This is a genomic window from Collinsella sp. AM23-17, assembly GCF_003470945.1.
In the GTDB taxonomy this organism is placed as follows: Bacteria; Actinomycetota; Coriobacteriia; order Coriobacteriales; family Coriobacteriaceae; genus Collinsella; species Collinsella aerofaciens_O.
Genome location: NZ_QRHU01000006.1, coordinates 84,633 through 105,106, shown reverse-complemented (window position 1 = coordinate 105,106; position 20,474 = coordinate 84,633). Strand labels below are relative to the sequence as shown.

Below are 20,474 nucleotides of genomic sequence, written 5' to 3'. Positions count from 1 at the left end.
CTTGACAGTGGATTGGGTCATATGAGCGAGCGGGCTCCGGGTGCCCCAAGTTGGCATGAAAAAGGCGAGGCATTGACCTTCTGGTCATGCCTCGCCTTTTGAATGACAAATTGTCGCCCTGGGCGGCGCGCAGCGTCGAGCCGTTACGCGGTTTGGTAAAACCGCGTAACTAACGGACGCCGTACTGCTCGTAGTAGGCGTCGATGGCGGTCTTGAGTTCGTCATCGATGACGACCTTGCCGTCGATCTCGTGGTTGTAGAGAGTCTCGACGACCTCGGCCATGGAAACGATGCTCGCGACGGGGAAACCGTACTTGGCCTCGATCTCCTTCTGCGCGGTGGTCACGCCACCCTTGCCGACCTCCATGCGGTTGAGGGACACGATGAGGCCCTTGATCTCGACATCGGCAGCAGCCTTAACCTTGGGATAGGTCTCGTCGATGGACTTACCGCTGGTGGTGACGTCCTCGACCATGACCACGCGGTCGCCGTCCTGGGGCTCATAGCCCAGCAGGTTGCCCTTATCGGCGCCGTGGTCCTTGGCCTCCTTGCGGTCGCAGCAGTACTTGACCTCCTTGCCGTACAGCTCGTGGTAGGCAATTGCGGTCACGACGGCCAGCGGAATACCCTTGTAGGCCGGTCCAAACAGCACATCGAAGTCGTCGCCAAAGTTATCGTGGATGGCCTGGGCGTAATACTCGCCCAGCTTCTTGAGCTGATAGCCCGTCACGTAAGCGCCAGCGTTCATAAAGAACGGGGACTGACGGCCACTCTTGAGCGTAAAGCTACCGAACTTAAGAACGTCGGACTCGACCATGAACTTGATGAACTCTTGCTTGTAAGCCTCCATGCGGGCTCCTCTCGTAATCGCGTACGTGCCTTCCAGTTTAGCGCAGGCAGGGCGCGTTGCGGGCGCGCTTTGGGGCCTCGGCATTCTGTAAAGGCTTTGTCAGGGGCAATGGTTTTCCAAACAAAGGGGTTGACACGACAAACCCCCTCATCAAGAATACGAGCGGATTAAAACGGGTACGAGATACCCAAAGCGCGCTGCGCCCGTCCATAAGGAGGTGTGCCATGGAAGGCAGTCATAGTCGAAAAACCTGCATGTCGCCCTCGGCACGCCGCGAGGATTCCGTATTCGCATAAGCGTCACGAACCGATCGTCAAAACCGCCACAAAGGTGCCTGTCCCCTTTGTGGCGGTTCGCGAGCTTGACGTGAGCGACATCTAGGTTTTTTGAAGCAAATACGACACGTACGCTAACTCCCTTCAACAAGGAGGACCCTATGCTGATGCTCAAAACCGCTACGGTACTCGAAGCTATCTCCAAGCGCCGCCGCACGGCGCGCCCTGCCGCCCACGCCGGCCTGCCCAAGAACACCATATTCGCCGCCACCCATTGTGCTGAGGACACTCTCGTACTGCTTGACGCCACGGCAAACGGCCTCACCGCCGAGCGCGCCGCCGAGCGCCTGAGCGCCGTCGGCCCCAACACCATCGAAGCGCCGACCAAGACGCTCGCCCGCCGCATCGCCGACGCGTTCGTCGATCCCTTCGCTGGCATCCTCGCCGCCCTCGCACTGGTCTCGCTCTACATCGACGTGCTCGCCGTGCCCGAGCCCCAGCGCGACCCCTCCACGGTCATCGTTATCGGCATCATGCTGCTGGTATCGGGCGGCATGAAGTTTATCCAGGAGGCCCGCAGCGGCAATGCGGCCGAGGCCCTCAAGGACCTGGTCTCCAACACCTGCTGTGCCCTGCGCGGCGGCGAGCGCATCGAGATTCCCTTCGACGAGCTCGTCCCCGGTGATGTGATCCGCCTCTCTGCCGGCGACATGGTGCCGGCCGATGCCCGCATCATCACCGCGCGCGACCTGTTTGTGATCGAGTCCGCACTCACCGGCGAGAGTGAGGCTGTCGAGAAGACCGCTGCCATCACCGTCGTCGAGGGCGCCGACGACTCCGCACTGCCGCTCTCTGCCTGCAAAAACATCGTCTTTACCGGCACCTCCGTGCAAAACGGCACCGCTATGGCACTTGTCGTAGCCACCGGCTCGGACACTTACCTGGGCGGCATCGCCAAGATGCTCAACGGGCGCGGCGAGAAGAGCGCGTTTGACCGCGGCGTCTCGAGCGTCTCCATGTTGCTCGTACGCCTCATGCTCGTTATGGCGCCGGCCGTCTTTGCCATCAACGCCGCCACCAAGGGCAACGTCATCGATGCGCTGTTGTTCGCCACGAGCGTGGCCGTGGGCATCACGCCGCAGATGCTTCCCGTCATCGTGACCACGAGCCTGTCGCAGGGCGCCAAGGACCTCGCCCGTCGCCAGGTTATCGTCAAGGAGCTGCCAGCAATCCAAAACCTGGGCGCGATGGACGTCCTGTGCTGCGACAAGACCGGCACCCTCACCGAAGACCGCATCGTGCTCGAGCGCTACCTCAACACCGACGGCAACGAAGACGCACGCGTGCTGCGCCATGCGTTTTTGAACAGCTTCTTCCAGACCGGCCTCAAGAACCTTATCGACCTGGCCGTCATCGACCGCGCCGATGTGACGCCCTCGGCCGCAGCACCCGATTCCATGCTGGGCCAGAGCCTGCGCGACCGCTATACCAAGGTCGACGAAGTGCCCTTCGATTTCTCGCGCCGTCGCCTGAGCGTAGTTGTCGCCGACGTCCAAGGCAAAACCCAGATGGTCACCAAGGGAGCTGCAGAGGAAATGCTCGAGATCTGCTCCTTTGTCGAGGTCGATGGCATCGCTCAGCCGCTCACCGACGAGAAGCTCGCCCAGATTCGCAAGCAGGTCGCTGGGCTTAACGCCGAGGGCCTGCGCGTGATTGCTGTGGCGCAGAAGACCGATCCGCGCTGCGTGGGCGAGTTTGGCATCGCCGACGAGTGCGACATGGTGCTGATGGGCTTTTTGGCCTTCCTCGATCCGCCCAAAGCAAGTGCCGCGGGCGCCGTCGCCACCCTCGAGGCCAAGGGCGTCGCCGTTAAGGTCCTGACCGGCGACAATGACCGTGTCGCCGCCACCGTCTGCGAGCAGATCGGCATCGACGCAAGCAACGTCTTGCTGGGCTCCGAGATCGATGCGCTCGACGACGCCGAGCTTGCCGAGCGCGCCGAGAACACCCACCTCTTCGCCAAGCTCTCGCCGCTGCAGAAGGCGCGCCTGGTGCGCGTCATGCGCGAGTTGCTCGGCCACACCGTGGGCTTTATGGGCGACGGCATCAACGACGCCGCCGCCATGCGTGCGAGCGATTGCGGCATCTCGGTCGATTCGGCCGTCGACATTGCCAAGGAATCCGCCGATATCATCTTGCTTCAGAAGGACCTGGGCGTGCTCGAGCGCGGCATCATCGAAGGCCGCCGCACCTACGGCAACTTGCTTAAGTACCTCAAGACCACAGTGAGCTCCAACTTTGGCAACGTGCTGTCCGTGACCGTCGCGAGCCTGTTCTTGCCGTTTTTGCCCATGAGCGCCCTGCAGCTGGTGCTGCTGTCGCTGGTCTACGAGATCGTGTGCATCGCGCTGCCATGGGACACCGTCGACGATGCCTGGACCGCCTGCCCGCGCGCCTGGGACGCTGCGTCCATCAAGGGCTTTATGCTCGAGCTGGGCCCCGTGAGCTCGCTGTTTGACATCGCAACCTTTGCTGCGCTCTTCTTTGTGGTGTGCCCCGCCGCCGTGGGCGCAAGCTGGTCCGAGCTTGCCGCCGCGGGCGACGTCACAAGCATGACGGCCTTTACGGCGCTCTTCCAGAGCGGCTGGTTTGTCGAGTCCATGTGGTCACAGACGCTCGTGATCCACATGCTGCGCTCCCCGCGCCTGCCGAGCCTGCGAGACCACGCCGCGCCGGCGCTGTGCGTTCTCACCGTACTGGGCCTGGCGCTCGTCACCTGGCTGCCGGCAAGCCCCATCGCCGATGCACTGGGCCTCATGCCGCTGCCGACGAGCTTCTTCGCGCTGCTCATCGGCATCGTCTCCGCCTACATCGCGCTCACCCAGCTGGCAAAGCGCCGCTACATTGCCCGCCACGGCGAGCTGCTGTAACTTCACCGGCACCCTCGTCAAGGATGTTTGGGCCGCCGCGACCCGCCCCCGCTGGCCGCGGCGGCCCAAAACAGCTAAAAACGCCCCTCACCCCCGCTTTAATTTCTTTTGCAAGTTTTAACTTCTTTTGCTTTCTTTCACTTCTTTTAACAAGGCGCCCGGCGGGCATAAGTTGCTCGCCGGGGGTGTCGGTTCGACGAAGAGGCCTCAGCCGTAGCAACGGATTGCCCAGCGAGAGATTTCCCAAGTGCCAACTCAAACAGTACATGTTTAATCTGTTTCGTTAATTGAAATGCGTAAATATGGTTAACCAAAGAATTGATATTTGGTTAAATAGTAACTGTATATTTGGTTAAATGTACTGGTAAACAATGGTGATAATTATGCCAAAGAAGTACTACACTAGAATTATCGAAAATGAGCTTGACCAGCTGCTGGGTATATTCGGCGCCGTTCTCATCGAAGGACCGAAATGGTGCGGAAAGACGACCACGGCCGAGACCCGTGCGGCGTCCAGGCTCCTTCTCATGGACCCGTCCCGCAACTTCGAGAATCGCTTGCGTGCCGAGACTGACCCGGCTCTTGCCGTTTCCGGCGAGGTGCCGCGGCTGATTGACGAGTGGCAGGAGGTTCCGAAACTTTGGGACGCGGCACGGTTTGAGTGCGACAACCGCAGCGGCGAGCCTGGTCAGTTCATATTTACGGGGTCAGCGACACCGCGAGACGACGAACGTCCAATGCACAGTGGCGCTGGAAGGTTCGCTAAATTGCGCATGGATACCATGACGCTTTTCGAGCTTGGGAAATCCAGCGGCGCGGTTAAGCTGTCGGGCATTATTTCTGGCGAAAAGTTCAATGGCGCTTTCGGATCGCTGGATTCCGCCTCGATTGCCGAGTACGTTGTCCGTGGCGGATGGCCCGCGGCGGTCGGTCGCGATGCGCTGGCTGCGTCGGCGATGGCGAAACGTTACATCGGCATAGTCGCCGAAGAAGATTTGTCTCGTGTCGACGGCTCTCGCCGCGACCCTGAAAAGGTCAAAGCTGTCATCGAATCGCTTGCGCGCAATGAATCCACTTTGGCGACACTCAAGACGCTCGTAGCCGATCTTGGTGGAGAAGTATCGAGACAAACGGCGGCATCATATATATCCCTTCTCGCTCGGGTTAGTTTCGTTCGCGATATTCCCGCATGGAACCCCGCAATGAGATCTCCCGTGCACTTAAGAGAATCGAAGAAGCATCATCTCGCTGATCCGTCACTGGCGGCCGCTGCGCTCGGAGCGACTCCGGCGACATTGCTGCTAGATTTCAAGACGCTTGGGCTGCTTTTTGAATCGTTGGCCCTTCATGATTTGTGGGTTTATGCGCAGGCAAATGGAATGGGCCTCTATCACTATCACGATTCTCGCGATCTAGAAGTCGATGCAGTCATTGCGGCTCCCGGTGGAACGTGGATCCCGGTCGAAATCAAGCTCAGCTCCGCCCAAATCGAAGAGGCGTCTGACAGCCTTATTGCTGTCGAGAAGCGTATGGTTGCCGCCGGAAACAACCCGCCAGTTTCGAAAGTCGTAATCATTGGATTTGGTTCACAAGCCTATGTCACTGACCGCGGCGTCCAAGTTGTTCCGCTGGATGTGCTCGCGCCGTAGTGCAATTGCAAGTTTTTACTTCTTTTAACAAGGCACCCGACGGGCATAGGCTGCTCGCCGGGCGCCTTGGTTAGGATGCTATTGCTGTTGAGAACGCCTAGGCCAAATCTTCGCCGTTGGTGGCGATAACCTTCTTGTACCAGTCGAAGCTCTTCTTCTTGGAACGCTTGAGGGTGCCGTTGCCTGCATCGTCGCGGTCCACGTAGATAAAGCCGTAGCGCTTGGACATCTCGCCCGTGCCGGCCGAGACCAGGTCGATCGGACCCCAGGTGGTGTAGCCCAGCAGGTCAACGCCGTCCTCGGTCACCGCATCGCGCATCGCGGCGATATGCTGGCGCAGGTAGTCGATACGGTAGTCGTCGTTGATGGAGCCATCCTCCTCGACAACATCCTTGGCGCCCAGACCGTTCTCGACCACAAACAGCGGCTTCTGATAACGGTCGTACAGGTCGTTGAGGGTGATGCGGAAGCCCAGCGGATCGATGGCCCAGCCCCACTGGCTCTCCTGCAGGTAGGGGTTCTTGGCGCCGGCGAAGGCGTTGCCCTGGGTGCGCTCGACATCGGGGTTATCGGCACCGGCGGAGCAACGGGTGCTGTAATAGCTAAAGCTAATGAAGTCGACGGTGTTGGCGGCCAGGATCTCGCGGTCCTCGTCGGTCATGCCCACATCGATGCCAAGACGCTCGAGCTTCTTGACGGCATAGGCCGGGTAGTAGCCGCGGTTCTGAACGTCGACGAAGAAATAGTTGCTCTGGTTGCCAATCTGCGCCTGGCGCACATCGCCCGGACGGCAGCTGTAGGGGTAGTAGCTACCTGCGGCAAGCATGCAACCGATCTTGACCTCAGGGTCGATCTCATGGGCGATCTTGGTTGCCCAAGCGCTGGCGACGAGCTCGTTGTGGGCGGCCAGGTACTCGACGGCCTCCTTGTTCTCGCCCTCCTCAAAGACCAGACCGGCACCCATAAACGGCAGGTGAAGGATCATGTTGATCTCGTTGAAGGTGAGCCAGTACTTCACCAGGCCCTTGTAGCGGGTGAAGATCGTGGTCGCGAGGTTCTTGTAGAAGTCGATGAGCTTGCGGTTGCGCCAGCCGCCGTACTCCTTGATGAGGTGGACGGGGCAGTCGAAGTGCGTGATGGTCACGAGCGGCTCGATGCCGTGCGCCTGGCACTCGCGGAACACGTCCTCGTAAAAGGCCAGGCCGGCCTCGTTGGGCTCGGCCTCGTCACCGTTGGGGAAGATACGGGTCCAGGCCAGGCTCATGCGGAAGGTCTTAAAGCCCATCTCGGCAAAGAGGGCAATGTCCTCCTTGTAGTGATGGTAGAAATCGATGCCGGTCTGCGCGGGATAGTAATAGCCGTCCTCGAAGTCGAGCATCTTGCGCTGGCCGGAGACCACCGCGTAACGCTCCGGGCCGTGCGGCGCCACATCCACGTTGGCCAGGCCGCGACCGTCAACGTTGTACGCGCCCTCGCACTGGTTGGCAGCCGTCGCGCCGCCCCACAGGAAGTCATTACGGAAAGCCATGCATCGATCCTTTCACACGCTGTTTGTCGTGGCTTCAGTATCCCCGTAAGCAGCGCGCCACTCAACGGCAACGGCGCAGGTCGGCACTTCTTTTCGCGCACAGACGCCCGGCAGCCGCCCCCGTCTGACACTTTTTGATACCTGCCCGCCCAAACCGCCAACCACCACAAAGGGGACAGGCACCTTTGCGGCGGATTGGGCCCGGTTTGTCTCGATCTGTAACAGTTAGGCAGCCAAAACCGGGCCTGGTGTTACAGATCGAGATTTTTCGGGCAGCCCCTTCAGTTTGTCTAAATCTGTAACAGGTAGAGACGATTTAGCCCGCTAGATGTTACAGATCGAGATGGAAGATTCTAGTCGCAGGCGATGTCGAGGTTCTTGCCGACGAGGCCTACGTAGCCGCCTTCGGCTGCTTTGGGGCTGTCGGCGTGGCAGAGGACCCACTTGTCGGCCTTCCAGTAGCAGTAGCTGTCGCCGGCCGCGGGCATGTCGGCCGCCGCCTCGGGGCGCGGGCCGTTGGTACCCGCCGGCAGCGCAACCATCACTTGGAAGCCGCCGTCGTCGACCATGCAGGGCGTGTAGTGAAGCGTGGTGTTGAAGACCTCGACGACCTTGCCCGCCGGCACGCGGAACGCCTTGACGCACGCGGTGTCGAGCTTGCCGTCCTCGATCTCCCAGCGATGCGCCACGAGCAGGATAAAGTCGCGGACGCCCAGGTTAAACTCGCTGGCGCGGTGATACTCCAGGCAGTTGAGGCGTGTGTTGTGGCCGTTGCACCAGCCGAGCTGGAAGGGGCGGCCGCCAAACATGAGAAAGCCCAGTTTGTCGGCATCCTTGACGCCCTCGAGCTCCGGCGCACTTGCTACGTACTTACTGCCCTCGGGGATGGGCGTGGCAGAGAGCGCCTCGAGCACGGGCGACGTGAGCACGGACGGAACGTTATCCCAAACGTTGCCATAGGATTTGAACTCGGGATCGTTGACAGAGTAGATATGCATGTTCACTCCTGTTTGTAAATGTGACTATACGAACATTCTAGAACAAACATGAGCGATTTTGAACGCTCGTCCCGACCAATCAACAAAAAGGCGCCCCCGCATAAGCGAAGGCGCCCAATGCGCTCGTTTTGGGCGATAAAGCTCTTATGCCTGCTGATAGTGCAGGTGCTTCTCATCGATATCGGCCAGATCGCGGTCGAGGTAGCGGCGCGCGAGCCAGTTTGCCATGGGAAGGTTCTGGTCCAGGTAGTTACCGCACTCCTCGGGAGCGGCACCGGGGACATCGCCCTCAAATCCGGCGACAAACTCGAACAGTTCGCGCACGAGCGGCAAGATTTCCTCGCTCGTCAGCTCACCAAAGACAACCAGGTAAAAGCCCGTACGGCAGCCCATGGGCCCAAAGTAGACAATGCGGCTCGACCACTCGGCATGATTGCGGAGGAACGTCGCGCCCAGGTGCTCGATGGTGTGGCACTCGGCCGTGTTCATGACCGGCTCTTTGTTGGGCGTGGTCAGGCGTAGGTCAAAGGTGGTGACGGCGGCGCCGGTCGCCGGATCGCGGTCGATGCGGCTCACGTACACGCCGGGCTCAAGCAGCAGATGGTCAACGGAAAAGCTCGCGATGCGCTCCATGGCAGATCCTCTCGATAGTCAAATTGGGACGGGGCTCTTTTAGCTGGTTCGAATGGTCGCACCAATCATACCAGTCAAAAAAGCCCCGTCCCAAAAAGACAACTTAGCCAAGGACACGGGCCATACGGGCCTTGAACTCGGACAGGAAGCGCGGGGTATCGACGGTCAGCGCCACGAGTGTGCTCTTGTCGGGATCTGCCACGCGGCGCTCATCGCAGATGGTGCGGCCGCGATACTCACCCAGCAAGTCAACACGCAGGTTACAGCCGAGCGCACCCACGAGCGTGGGATCAATCGCCACGGCAACCGCCAGCGGATCGTGCAGCGCGCAGCCGCCCAGGTAGGACGCGTTCATCTCGTACGAACCAATGTAGTGCTCGACCATGCTCGCAAATGCGCAGCCGGCCATGGTTCCCGAACCCGTCCAGCCGGCAATGTCGCGGCGCGTGAGCACCACGCGATGCGTCACGTCCAGGCCCACCATGGTGAGCTTACGGCCCGAGCGCAGCACCGCGTCGGCTGCCTCGGGGTCGCTCGCCATGTTGGCCTCGGCGCCCGCGCTCACGTTACCGGGCACGGTAAGGGCGCCGCCCATCACGACCACGCGGCCGATGGACATCATCGCCGCCGCATCGCGCTCCAGGGCGAGCGCTAGGTTGGAGAGCGGGCCAGTCGCTACGTAGACCAGATCGGGACCATAGGTGCGCGCGGCATCGATCAGATAATCGACCGCAGCGTTGCCGTCGGCCGAGGTCGCCCCCACCGGCTCGTAGGGCGACGCGGGCACGCTCGCGCCGCCGATGCCGTTCTTGCCGTGAATGAGCGCGGTGGACGCCGGCGGCGTATAGGGCTCAGTCGCTTGCAGAGGACGGTCGGCACCCAGGTACACCGGCACCTCGGGACGGCCCAACAGGTCGAGCACCGCCAGGCAGTTGTGCGCCGACTGCTCGACGCGCACGTTGCCAAAGCATGTGGTGATGCCCACGAGCTCCACCTCGGGGCTCGCGATGGCATAGGCAAGCGCCATCGCATCGTCCACACCCATATCCAGATCAAGGATCAGCTTCTTGGTTGCCATTGTTTTACTCCGCTTCTCCGTCTTGTACTAATCGTCTAAACCAAACATGCGCCCAACTTCGGCACGCGTGGGAATCGACTGCTGCGCGCCCAAACGCGACACCGTCACCGCCGAGGCACGGGCGCCGGCGGCCATGCATTCAAAGAGCGGCAGGCCCTCCAGGCGAGCCGCCGCAAGCGCACCAATAAACGTATCGCCCGCGGCCGTCGTATCGACCACCGCGCACGAAAGTGCCGGCATGCGCAGCAGCTCACCGTCATCGCCAAATGCAACTGAGCCGGCACCGCCTAGCGTGATGACCGCAGCCCCGGCGCCCTTGTCGAGCAGCGCATTGAGCGCGGCGACGCAACTCGCATCATCCGTGGGCAGAATGCCCGTCAGCACCTGGCACTCGGTCTCGTTGGGGCAGACCAGGTCGACCGCAGGCCAGACCTCCGCAGGCAGCTCGCAGGCGGGCGCTGGATTAAAGACCGTATAGAACCCCAGCTCGTGAGCGCAAACAAGCGCCTCGGCCGTCGCCACAAGGTCACATTCGCCCTGGGCGATAAAGACGCTTCCGGCAGCCGGGGCAATCTCGCTGGCGTCGCCGTCGAGCTCATGGGCCACCAGACGCCTCAACGCGCAGGCAACGTCCGCGCCCGCAAGCGCATGGTTGGCGCCCGGTGACAGTATGATGCGGTTGTCGCCCTCGCAGCGAATGATAGTCGCGGTGCCGGTCTCCACGTCATCGCGAAGCGCCACGAACTCAACACTCACGCCGGCATCCTGGAGCCCCGCCACAAGCGCATCGCCAAAGGTATCACGTCCAACAGCGCCGATCATGCATGTGCGCGCACCCATGCGCGCGGCGGCAACGGCCTGGTTAGCGCCCTTACCGCCGGCGTTGGTGATAAACCCGCTGCCGCCGACGGTCTCGCCCGCACGCGGCATGCGCTCGCACGCCACCGAAAGGTCCATGTTCATGCTGCCGAACACCGCAATGATGTCGCGATCTGCCATGGAAACCTCCTCATCTGCGGGCCTTATGCCCACCGTCGACCATCGATTGTGCGCCCTCGCACCCCCTATAACTTTAGTTCACTTTGATGTGGACGCACGCTTGAGCTTGCGCCAGCAGCAAGCATTCACAGGAGCAGGCAGCTACAATAAATACGTGCTGATTATTCTCGTCATTGGATGATGTTTTATGGAACAATTCTCGCAATCGGGCTCGCGCGGTCGACGCCGCACAGGCAACGAGCCGGCGCCGCACGAACGCGTGAAGAGCGAACGCCGTACCAACGAGCCGCGACGCACCGCAAGCCCTCATCGCGCTTCTACCAACAACGCGGGCCGCGCCAACACTCCCGCCGCGGAGCAGACGCCTGCTCGCCCCAAGTCCCGCTACATCCCTGCCCTTGACGGCCTACGCACGCTTGCCGTCGTCGCGGTGGTGCTCTATCACCTCAACCTCACGTGGGCGCAGGGCGGTCTGCTCGGCGTCACGATCTTCTTTGTGCTTTCGGGCTATCTGATCACACGCCTGCTACTCAACGAAGTCGCTAAGACCGGCCGCATCGACCTCAAGAGCTTCTGGATTCGCCGCATCCGTCGCCTGGTCCCCGCCGTGGTAACGGTAGTGTTCGTGACCTGCGCGCTGTGCACCATCTTTAACCACGTGATGCTCACCAAGATGCGCCCCGACATCCTGCCGTCGTTGCTGTTCTTCAACAACTGGTGGCAGATTGCCCAAAACGTCTCGTACTTCAATGCTCTGGGCGACCCCTCGCCGCTCACGCACTTTTGGTCGCTTGCCATCGAGGAACAGTTCTACCTGATTTGGCCGCCACTGCTGTTTGCCATGGTATCCATGCATGTGAGCAAGCCCAACACGCGCCGCTTGGTTCTGGGCCTTGCCGCGGCATCTGCCCTCGCCATGATGGTGCTTTACAACCCTGCCGCCGACCCCAGCCGCGTGTACTACGGCACCGACACCCGCGTGTTCTCGCTACTGCTGGGTGCCTGGATGGCCTTTATCCCCGATCGCGACCTGGCGCCAGTGCGTCTCGCTCATCGTTTGGGGCTCAATCGCCTGGCTGGCGCCGCCAAGCACGACAAGAACGCCGAGGGCAAACCTAGCGAGAAGGCCGACGAATCAGCCGAGACCGCCCCGGCACAGCCGAGCGCCCTCGTGCGCTTTTGGTCCTCGCCCACATCCATCGATGTGTTGGGCGTCGTGGGTCTGGTTGGCCTTGCCGCCATGGTCGCGCTCACCAACGGCTACACCGCGTTCCAGTATCGCGGCGGCACGCTGCTGTGCTCGGTCCTCACGCTCATGGTCATCGCGGCCTGCGTGCAGCCCCAGGGAATGGTTGCCCGCGCGCTGTCCGCCGAGCCGCTCGTGTGGGCTGGCAAGCGCTCGTACAGCATCTACCTGTGGCACTATCCCCTGCTGTTGCTCATGAACCCGGTCGCCAACATCAACGATACACCGTGGTGGCAGTACATCTTGCAGGTACTTGTGGTGGTCGCCGTGGCCGAATGCTCATATCGCTTTATCGAAACGCCGTTTAGAAAGGGCGCCTTTGAGCGCACCGTATCCGAGTTCCGCGACGGCACCGCCACGCCCGCCAACTGGGCACGCGCGCACGTCCCTGTCTGCGCAACCTGCGCTGTCGTGTTGGTCGTTGCACTGGGCGGCCTGATCTTTGTGCCGGAGACCTCCGCACTGAGCGGTGAGGGCGCCGAAGTCCTCAACAAGGAAGCCAAAAACACCGCGCCCGCCGACCAGCAGGCGGCCGACGACACCGACAAGGACAACGACGGCTTCCCCGATGGCTCCTACGATTTGCTTATGATCGGTGACTCCGTGTCGCTGCGCGCCGTTGATTCCTTTGACGGCGTGTTCCCGCACAGCCATATCGATGCCGAAAAGGGCCGCCAGTTTGATGCGGGCCGCGCGACATTTGAGGGCTATCTCCAACAGAACCTTGCCGGCAAGATCGTGGTCTTTGCGCTGGGCACCAACGGCTTGGTAACGGACGCCCAGGTCGACGCGATCATGGCCGACGCCGGCGAGCAGCGTACTGTCGTGTTTGTAAACACGCGTAGCCCGCAGCCGTGGGTCGGGTCCACGAACCAGGCCATCGCCAACGCCGCCACGCGCTACAAGAATGTACGCGTTGTCGACTGGTACGGGTACAGCGCCAACCGCAACGACCTGTTCGACGGCGACGGCACGCACCTGTCGACTACCGGCGTGACCGAGTACCTCAACCTGATCCACGATGCGGTCAAGAAAGACCTGCCCGTGCACCCCGAGGACCACGTCAACGATCCGCAGCCGGCAGCCGTCAAATCCGCCGCCGACGCACTCGTCAATGCCCTCGCCTACAAGCCACACAAGCTGGGCACCGACAAGTAGCACGCAGCCAAATCTGTGTACACCCGCAGCAACCAACCAAAAATCGCTCTTTTCGAGCCGGCTCCGAGAGGCCATGGGCAAAAAAGAGGCGCTAAGCGCCGTAGCCCATCGCTTGCAGCACAAACATGACGACCGTGAGCACCGTAATCACGGCGATAGTCGCCCACGTGAGCACGTTCCACACGCGGCCGTTGCGGTTGGCGCCCATAATGTGACGGTCGGCGGCGATAACCACTTGGAACACCAGAACCACGGGCAGTAGCACGCCATTGATGACCTGCGAGGTCATCATAATCTGGAACAGATCGACGCCGGGCATAAGCACCAGCACGGCAGAGATACCGATGATGGCCGTAATGATGCCGCGATAGACCGGGGCCTCGTCCCAGCTGCGATCGGCACCGCGCTCCCAGCCAAATGCCTCGCAGATAGCGCTCGACGTAACGCCCGGCAGCACGCAGGCAGCCAAGAAACTCGCCGCGACCAGGCCCGAGGCAAACAGTACCGTAGACCACTGACCCGCAATAGGCTCCAGCGCGCGGGCAGCATCGGCAGCATCGCTAATCTGAATACCCGCCGGGAACAGCACCGTACCGGTCGTAATGATAATAAAGCCGGCAATGACATCAGCGGCAAGCGAGCCGCTCACGGTATCGATGCGCTGCAGCACGATATCGTCCTCGCCCGCGTTCTTATCGACCACGTTGTTCTGCGCCAAGAAAATCATCCACGGCGCGATAGTGGTACCGATCGTTGCGACCACGAGCGACACGTAGCTGGGGTCATTTTGAATGTTGGGCACGACCAGGTCGACCGCGACCTCACCCCAGTTGGGGCCAGCCATAAACGCGGCGACGATATAGGTCACGAACACGCAGCTCACCAGCAGCAGAATCTTCTCGATGCGCTGGAAACTACCCGACATGGTAAGCATCCACACCAGCAGCGCCACCAACGGCACCGAGATGCTCGCCGGCACGCCAAAGAGAGCAAGGCCGCTGGCGATGCCCGCAAACTCCGAAATGGTCACAGCCGTGTTGGCGATCAACAGCGCCGCCATGGCCAACACGCTCTTGCGCACGCCAAAGCGCTCGCGAATGAGCGATGCCAGGCCCTTGCCCGTGACGCAGCCGCAGCGCGCCGCGGTCTCCTGCGTCACGATGAGCAGCACAGTCATGACGGGAAGCATCCAGAGCATCTTGTAGCCATAGCTGGCGCCCGCGCTGGAATACGTTGCAATGCCGCCGGCGTCATTGCCCGAAAGCGCCGCCAGCAGACCGGGGCCCATAGCGCCAAAGATGGCCGCGATGGTCAGCTTTTGCTTGGTGCCCGACTTTTGCTTGGTATTTTGCACGCGACCACCTAACCCATGACTGACATGGCGAGCAGCACCGCGGCGATGCAATACGCCACACACGAGATCATGACGGCAATGACGTTCATGGCGGTGCCCGACGTGTTGAGGTCATGCTCGTCACGCCAGAACAGCACCATCAGGTAAATCACGGCGCTCATGTTGCCAACCAGGCAAATGATGGCAGCGATATTAAAGCACCCGGTAAAGAGTTGCTCCTCAAACATGGACGCATCGGGGAACGCGGCGGTACGCACCAATTGCGCGCACAGATAGGTCACGAGCGACAGGATCAGGCCCATACCGGTGCTCTGGAAGAAGAATCCCAGGTAGGGCTTGGGCTCGTCGTCGTGACCGTCATACTCCAGGAAGTAGTTCTTGACGAACGACACCATGCGCGAGGCCGCCAGCAGCACGAGCGGCATGGCGCACATGGGAAACACCACCAGATGCGCGGAGCCGAGCGCCGTTCCCAGCACGGTCGCCATGATGCACGACGCGATGCCCCATACAACAACCCAGTACTGGCGATGCACGAACCAGCTGAGCACGTTCGTCGAGTCGTCGGACGCGCTGTCACCCGAGCCGACACCGGCGATCTGCAGGTCCTCCTGATGCTCCTCGGCGATAACGTCCATGGCGTCGTCGAAGGTCACGATACCAAGGATATGACGGTTCTCGTCGCAGACAGGGATGGCAACCAGGTCGTACTTGGTCATCTCGTCCGTCACGTCTTCCTGGTCCTCGTCGGGCGACACATAGACCAGGTCGCGATAGGCCAGCTGACCCAGCGTGGCGTCGCGGTCGGCTACGATCAGCGTGCGCAGCGAAAGCACGCCGGTCAGCATGCCGCTCGGATCCTCGGTATAGACGTAGTAGACGCTCTCGAAGTCCTCGTCGAGCTCGCGAATCGCCTCGATGGCGTCACCGACCGTTGCCGTGGCGGGCAGGGAGACAAACTCCGAGGTCATGATGCGGCCGGCGGTGTTGTCCTCATACCCCAGCAGGTTACGAATCGCCTTCTCCTCCTTGACGCCCATCAGGCGCAGGAGCTTCTCGGCCTTCTCGTAATCGAGCTCGTCGATCAGGTCGGCTGCATCGTCCGGGTCCATCATGGCCAGCATCGACGATGCGTCCGTGTCGGACAGGCCCTCGAGCATCTCGGTCATAAGCTCGTCGTCATCGAACTCCGAGATGGCCTCGGCGGCCTGGGCAGTATCGAGCTGCGCAAACACCTGCGCACGTAGGCGCGGGTCGAGCTGCTCGATAATGTCGGCGATGTCGGCAGGGTGCAGCTCGCCGAGCGTCTTGTGCGACACCGAGAGCTGGATATTCTTGGTCGAGCGGTCGAGCAGGTCCATGTAGGACCAGGCGATGATATCCTCGCTCAACGGCTTGCCCAGGTGCTTCATAAAGCCCTCGGCAACATGCTCGAGCGTGGGGCTGATCGCGCGCAGCAAGCCGCGGGCGCCAACCTCGGCACCCAGCAGACGCAGCTGATTTTCGCCCGACATGGAAAACTTGATGTCGTTTACGCGCACGACCTTCATGCCCTGCGTGTCGACAATCTGCTTGTTGAGCACGTCGCGGGCAAGCAAGAGTTCGGTCGGCTGCAGGTACGAAAAACGGATTTCGGTGGCCGACGCCTTAAGGTACACGCCCGTCTCGTCGATACGATCGACCCATTTGCGCCAACTGATCATAAACGGCGTCTTGCCGGGGCCGCGAAACGCGAGCGACGTCACGTGTGGAAAAACTTCGCCGGTTGCAATGCCAAAATCGTTGACCACGCCGAGCTTTTCGCCGTCGACGTCCAAGACCGGCAATTTGAGCATCTCACTCAGATAATTCAATGGTGCTCCCCATCAATATTCCTCCGGACGCGGCCGCACATGCGGCGTCCGGGGGCTTCTGGATATGTATACGCATGCGCGGGCGGCACGCCGCTCGACGCTTACACCCCGTGCATGCGCAAAAAGCACCTGCATGGGGTCATCGACTGTATGGTCGAGGTTTGGATTTCACCTGTAACCTTTCTCTTGACCCTCATTAACCGCAGTAACTATAGCATCAGCATCGCCCTGCGGCATCGAATTTATGCGCTGCACATTGCAGGCATACCAAACGCTGACGTATCCGTGACATAGCCATTGGGGACGTTCTTAAACGACTACCCAATGACTACTCTGTGGTGTCATCGTCCTCGGCAAGTTGAGGGAACACGGCGTCCTTGGGCATGGTGACCTTCGTCAGCGAGGTGAGCTTTTTGCTGAGCGATGTGTCCGTCTTGACCAGGTCGCTGAGCGTCACGATCTTGTAGCCGTCGGCGACAAGGCCGTCGATGATCTGCGGCAGCGCCTCGAGCGTCTGCTCGGCGCATTCGTCTCTATCGGTGAGCAGCACGATATTGCCCGGCGTCACCGAATCGAGCACCGTCGAGACCTGCTCGTCGGCACCGTTGAGCAGCCAGTCGCCCGAGTCAATATTCCACGAGACCACGGCGGAGACCAGGTCCATAGCATCGATCCAGTTTTGCTCGTCAAAGGCAGCGTAGGGAGCACGCAGCAGCATCGTCTTCACGCCGGTCGCCGACTTAATCGCATCGGTGCCTTTCGTGATCTGCTCGCGTACCGCCTCACGGTCCTGGCCCTTGAGCGAATCATCGCTGTAGCTGTTGGAGCCGATCTCGCACCCGGCATCGACAATCGCCTTGGCAGTAGCGGGCGAGGCTTCCGCGGCATCGCCCGAAAGGAAGAACGTCGCCGTGACGCCCTTTTCCTTGAGCACCTGCAAGATCTGCTTGGTCGCGCCGCTCGGACCCTCGTCAAATGTCAGGGCCACGTACTTTTCGTTGCCCTCGGGCGCTACGCTTGCGCACTCGACTACGCAGTCGGTGGCGGGCACGACCTCGCCGCGGTCCTGCGTCTTGCCCGACTGCTCGCCGACCCATACCTCGGAGCGGCCCTGAACACCCCAGGCTTTGACATACTCAATGGCACCCGTGCCCTCGACCTTAAGCTTTGGCTCGATAGTCGTGGCCTGGACCTCGTGCTTTTCGTACGCGTTGCGGCCGTCCTTGACCGTCACCTTCTCGCCGCCCTCAAGTTCGCGACTATCCCATTTGCCTTGCTTCACGCGCTTGCCGTCGACCTTCACCGACAGCTTTTCGCCGCCATGGCGCTTAAGCACGCTGTCGTCGACGGCCAGCAGATCACCGGCGTCGTACGTTTCGGTCAGGCTTTGATCGTCGATAAGATTCTGCAACGTAGAGCCCACGCGCACCGCGGTCTTTTGCCCGTTGAGTTCCACGTCCACGCTGCGGTTGACGTAGCCCACGACGGCAGCGATAAACAGCACGAGCGCGCAACCCACGGCGATAAGCGCATAGGGCAGACGGGACGGTCGGCGCGGCGAGCGCCCGTTGCCGATGCGCGCGCTGCGATCGCTAAACCCACGGCTATGGTTGAGGTACATCGCGCCGGGCTTACGGCGACGTCGACGCTGACCGCTGGGCAGCTGCCCCAGGTCGCGGCGCGCCGTCGGACGCGCACCCGAGCGCCCGTTTAAGTTAGATCCGTTTTGGCGCATGTGCCCTCCCCCATAAACACAGCGAGCCGGAGCAACATGTCTCCGGCTCGCCTCCCATCATTTGGTACGTCTCTATTTGCTAGCTTTTGACGAGCCCCCGCTCGCCTTTTGATATTCGTCCTTAAAGGCCTTGAACATACCGCGCGTCTTGCCGAGCTGCTTGCCCAGTGCACGACTGCCCTTGTCCACGGCGACCGATCCCTTGTCATCGAGCACCTTGGCGCCCTTCTTGACCTTATCGCCTACCACGACACTGGCCTCGGCAGCCTTGGCGGCCGCGCCGCCCGAATACCCGAGCGCCTTGACCTCGTCCGAGACAATCATCGCACCGTTCTCGTAGCCGCGCAGCATCGTCGGCGGCACCTGCGTGTCGCCCACCAGCACGCTCGAAGCGGCACCGGCGGTCACGTAGAACATCTGCACAATACCCGAGCGCGGCTTGAACTCAACGTCCGAGCAGTAGCCCACGACATCGCCCGATTCCGTGCGCACGTCCATGCCGACCCAGATGATGCAATCGTCCAGGTTGATATCGAGGCGCTTGGCTGCGGCGGCATCATAGGTGCCCTTGACGTCGTCGACCGCGACAGCACCCTCATAGACGCCGATGGCATCGAGCGCCACAAAGCGGTCGGGACGCTCGATCATACCCGCGATATCGGACTGGCGGACCATAAAGCCCACCACGCGCGTGCCGCCCGGGGTAAAGACGGGAAAGTGAATCTTGCCGAGCTTTTTAGGGCTGCGCGGCGTGCCGTCCTTTTTGGTGCGCTTGTCTTCGGCAGGTTTGCGGTAAACCTTGACGCCGACAAAATCCCCTGCGCGCATTATGCCTCGGTCGAGGGCTCCGTGGCCTCGGTGCCGGCCTCGGTGACGTTCTCGACCACGACGTCGGCAGCGGGCGTCACGTTGCCGCCCGAGATGGCATCGTTGAGCTGCTCGCGAAGCTGGTCCATGCGCTCGCGGGCCAGGTCGACCTTGGCGCGCAGGTCATCGGTCTTGGCGTCGACCATCGGACCAAAGTCGTTGACCGCGGCACGAGCCTCCTCGGCACTGTGCTCGTAGGTGTCACGCATGTTGTCCCAGGCATCGTTGGCGATATCGGCGGCCATGGCGCGGGTCTCGGCACCCGAGCGCGGGGCCAGAGCAACGCCGATGATAGCGCCGGCGGCAGCACCAAAGAGCGCACCGGAGACAAAGCTGAAAGTCTTTCCCATGATCATTCCTCTCCTGCGGGCACCTCGATGCCCACCGTTTGAATGCTGTCCATTATACCCGCAGCGCAACACTTGCCGTCGCGCTCATCTGCGTACGGTAAAAGCGCAGGTACATGATGGTGATAAGCGAGTGAGCCTACTCCTGAGGCGCAACCGGCATGGCCACCGTGGCGGCCGGGTCTTCGCCGGCGCCATCGACGAGCGGCAGGCTGCCCTCGTGCGCCGAGCCGGACGGAGCCGTTGCCGCACCGCCAAAGACGGCCGCGGGGGCCTCGTGGTTCTCGACGACCGCGCCCTCGGTATCGATTGGCATCTGCGGCTCGTCGTCAAAGCTCGGGACGCCTTGGGGCTCCGCAGACTCGGGCTCAGCAGGCGCCTCGGCAACGGGCTCAGCGTCGGCCTCGGCAGGAGCGTCGTGCTCGGGCGCATCCTCAGCCACGTCCTCGCCGTTCGCAGCGGCAACGGCCTCGTGCGGGTCCTTGCCCTCGGCCTCGGCGCGCATACCCAGCACCAGGTTGCGCAAGCCCGCAACCGTACCGTCCACATCGGGAGTGGGCTGGTCGGCGTGCAGGTACGCCCAGTCCATCATAAAGGTGGCCGAAGACAGCGCGCCGATGGCCAGCGCATCATCGGGGCACGAAAGCTCAATCTCAAAGACACGCTCGTCATGCTCGCTCACGCGCGTGCGACCGCACGAGATGCTGCCGGCAAGACCGGTCTCGTTCATGAGCTCGACCGTCACGTGCTCCAGCAGATGGCAAAGCTCGGTCTGGCCCATGCAATCCTGGAATTCGCGGCCGGAGTCGCCCAGGCACAGGTGCTTGGCAATCGCGGGCACCAGGTAGTACACGCGCGCCGTGGCCTCGATATCCTCCGAGGTCATGAGCGGCATGCCGGGGTTCACCAGCACGTGCGCGCAAATCTTGTCCTCGCTGACGGTGACCTTAAGGATGTTGAACAGGCCTGCCATA

At 61.6% G+C, this 20,474-nt stretch carries 15 protein-coding genes; 3 read left to right on the top strand and 12 right to left on the bottom strand.

All coding sequences use genetic code 11. From position 1 onward, the window contains the following. Nucleotides 1-169: 169 nt before the first annotated feature. A complete protein-coding gene (gene pyrE, locus DW645_RS03635; RefSeq protein ID WP_117640525.1) occupies nucleotides 170-850 on the bottom strand; it encodes an orotate phosphoribosyltransferase in 681 nt (226 codons plus the stop codon). A 436-nt stretch (nucleotides 851-1,286) separates the two neighbouring features. On the opposite strand from pyrE, the gene mgtA reads away from it, so the two are divergent. Both mgtA and DW645_RS03625 read left to right on the top strand, forming a co-directional pair. Beyond that, nucleotides 1,287-4,055: a magnesium-translocating P-type ATPase gene (gene mgtA / locus DW645_RS03630; RefSeq protein ID WP_118226318.1), complete on the top strand. Its 2,769-nt coding sequence runs from the start codon at nucleotides 1,287-1,289 to the stop codon at nucleotides 4,053-4,055. Nucleotides 4,056-4,438: 383 nt separating this feature from the next. After that, nucleotides 4,439-5,704, top strand: coding sequence for an ATP-binding protein (locus DW645_RS03625; RefSeq protein ID WP_158549353.1), 1,266 nt, complete (start codon nucleotides 4,439-4,441; stop codon nucleotides 5,702-5,704). Between the two features lie 97 nt (nucleotides 5,705-5,801). On the opposite strand, the gene DW645_RS03620 is transcribed toward DW645_RS03625, so the two are convergent. The 5 genes from DW645_RS03620 to DW645_RS03600 all read right to left on the bottom strand — a co-directional run bounded on the left by DW645_RS03620 (nucleotide 5,802) and on the right by DW645_RS03600 (nucleotide 10,940). Further along, on the bottom strand, nucleotides 5,802-7,232 hold the full coding sequence (locus tag DW645_RS03620) for a 6-phospho-beta-glucosidase (RefSeq protein WP_117776403.1): 1,431 nt from the start codon (nucleotides 7,230-7,232) through the stop codon (nucleotides 5,802-5,804). Between the two features lie 353 nt (nucleotides 7,233-7,585). Further along, complete coding sequence (locus tag DW645_RS03615) at nucleotides 7,586-8,230, bottom strand: DUF4867 family protein (RefSeq protein WP_117776404.1); 645 nt, start codon at nucleotides 8,228-8,230, stop codon at nucleotides 7,586-7,588. A gap of 144 nt (nucleotides 8,231-8,374) precedes the next feature. Beyond that, the gene (locus DW645_RS03610; protein WP_117583665.1) at nucleotides 8,375-8,863 is read right to left on the bottom strand and encodes an S-ribosylhomocysteine lyase; all 489 of its coding nucleotides are present in this window, start codon (nucleotides 8,861-8,863) and stop codon (nucleotides 8,375-8,377) included. Between the two features lie 103 nt (nucleotides 8,864-8,966). Beyond that, nucleotides 8,967-9,941, bottom strand: coding sequence for a nucleoside hydrolase (locus tag DW645_RS03605; RefSeq protein WP_117583666.1), 975 nt, complete (start codon nucleotides 9,939-9,941; stop codon nucleotides 8,967-8,969). Nucleotides 9,942-9,968: 27 nt separating this feature from the next. After that, nucleotides 9,969-10,940 (bottom strand): ribokinase, encoded by a 972-nt coding sequence (locus tag DW645_RS03600; protein WP_117583667.1) that lies wholly within the window; start codon nucleotides 10,938-10,940, stop codon nucleotides 9,969-9,971. Nucleotides 10,941-11,127: 187 nt separating this feature from the next. On the opposite strand from DW645_RS03600, the gene DW645_RS03595 reads away from it, so the two are divergent. Next, complete coding sequence (locus DW645_RS03595; protein ID WP_118226317.1) at nucleotides 11,128-13,344, top strand: acyltransferase family protein; 2,217 nt, start codon at nucleotides 11,128-11,130, stop codon at nucleotides 13,342-13,344. 91 nt (nucleotides 13,345-13,435) lie between these two features. On the opposite strand, the gene DW645_RS03590 is transcribed toward DW645_RS03595, so the two are convergent. The 6 genes from DW645_RS03590 to DW645_RS03565 form a co-directional block, all read right to left on the bottom strand. After that, nucleotides 13,436-14,632 carry an Nramp family divalent metal transporter gene (locus DW645_RS03590; protein WP_118226328.1) on the bottom strand — a complete coding sequence of 399 codons (1,197 nt, stop codon included), beginning with the start codon at nucleotides 14,630-14,632 and terminating at the stop codon, nucleotides 13,436-13,438. Nucleotides 14,633-14,706: 74 nt separating this feature from the next. After that, on the bottom strand, nucleotides 14,707-16,551 hold the full coding sequence (locus DW645_RS03585; RefSeq protein ID WP_117842992.1) for a magnesium transporter: 1,845 nt from the start codon (nucleotides 16,549-16,551) through the stop codon (nucleotides 14,707-14,709). Between the two features lie 328 nt (nucleotides 16,552-16,879). Continuing rightward, nucleotides 16,880-18,286 carry a polysaccharide deacetylase family protein gene (locus DW645_RS03580; RefSeq protein ID WP_233540705.1) on the bottom strand — a complete coding sequence of 469 codons (1,407 nt, stop codon included), beginning with the start codon at nucleotides 18,284-18,286 and terminating at the stop codon, nucleotides 16,880-16,882. Between the two features lie 72 nt (nucleotides 18,287-18,358). Further along, on the bottom strand, nucleotides 18,359-19,114 hold the full coding sequence (locus DW645_RS03575; RefSeq protein ID WP_117640511.1) for a PRC-barrel domain containing protein: 756 nt from the start codon (nucleotides 19,112-19,114) through the stop codon (nucleotides 18,359-18,361). After that, a complete protein-coding gene (locus DW645_RS03570; protein WP_117843045.1) occupies nucleotides 19,114-19,503 on the bottom strand; it encodes a YtxH domain-containing protein in 390 nt (129 codons plus the stop codon). The genes DW645_RS03575 and DW645_RS03570 overlap by 1 nt, the downstream gene beginning before the upstream one ends. Nucleotides 19,504-19,639: 136 nt before the next feature. Then, the gene (locus tag DW645_RS03565) at nucleotides 19,640-20,473 is read right to left on the bottom strand and encodes a hypothetical protein (protein WP_233514479.1); all 834 of its coding nucleotides are present in this window, start codon (nucleotides 20,471-20,473) and stop codon (nucleotides 19,640-19,642) included. Between the last annotated feature and the right edge of the window lies 1 nt (nucleotide 20,474).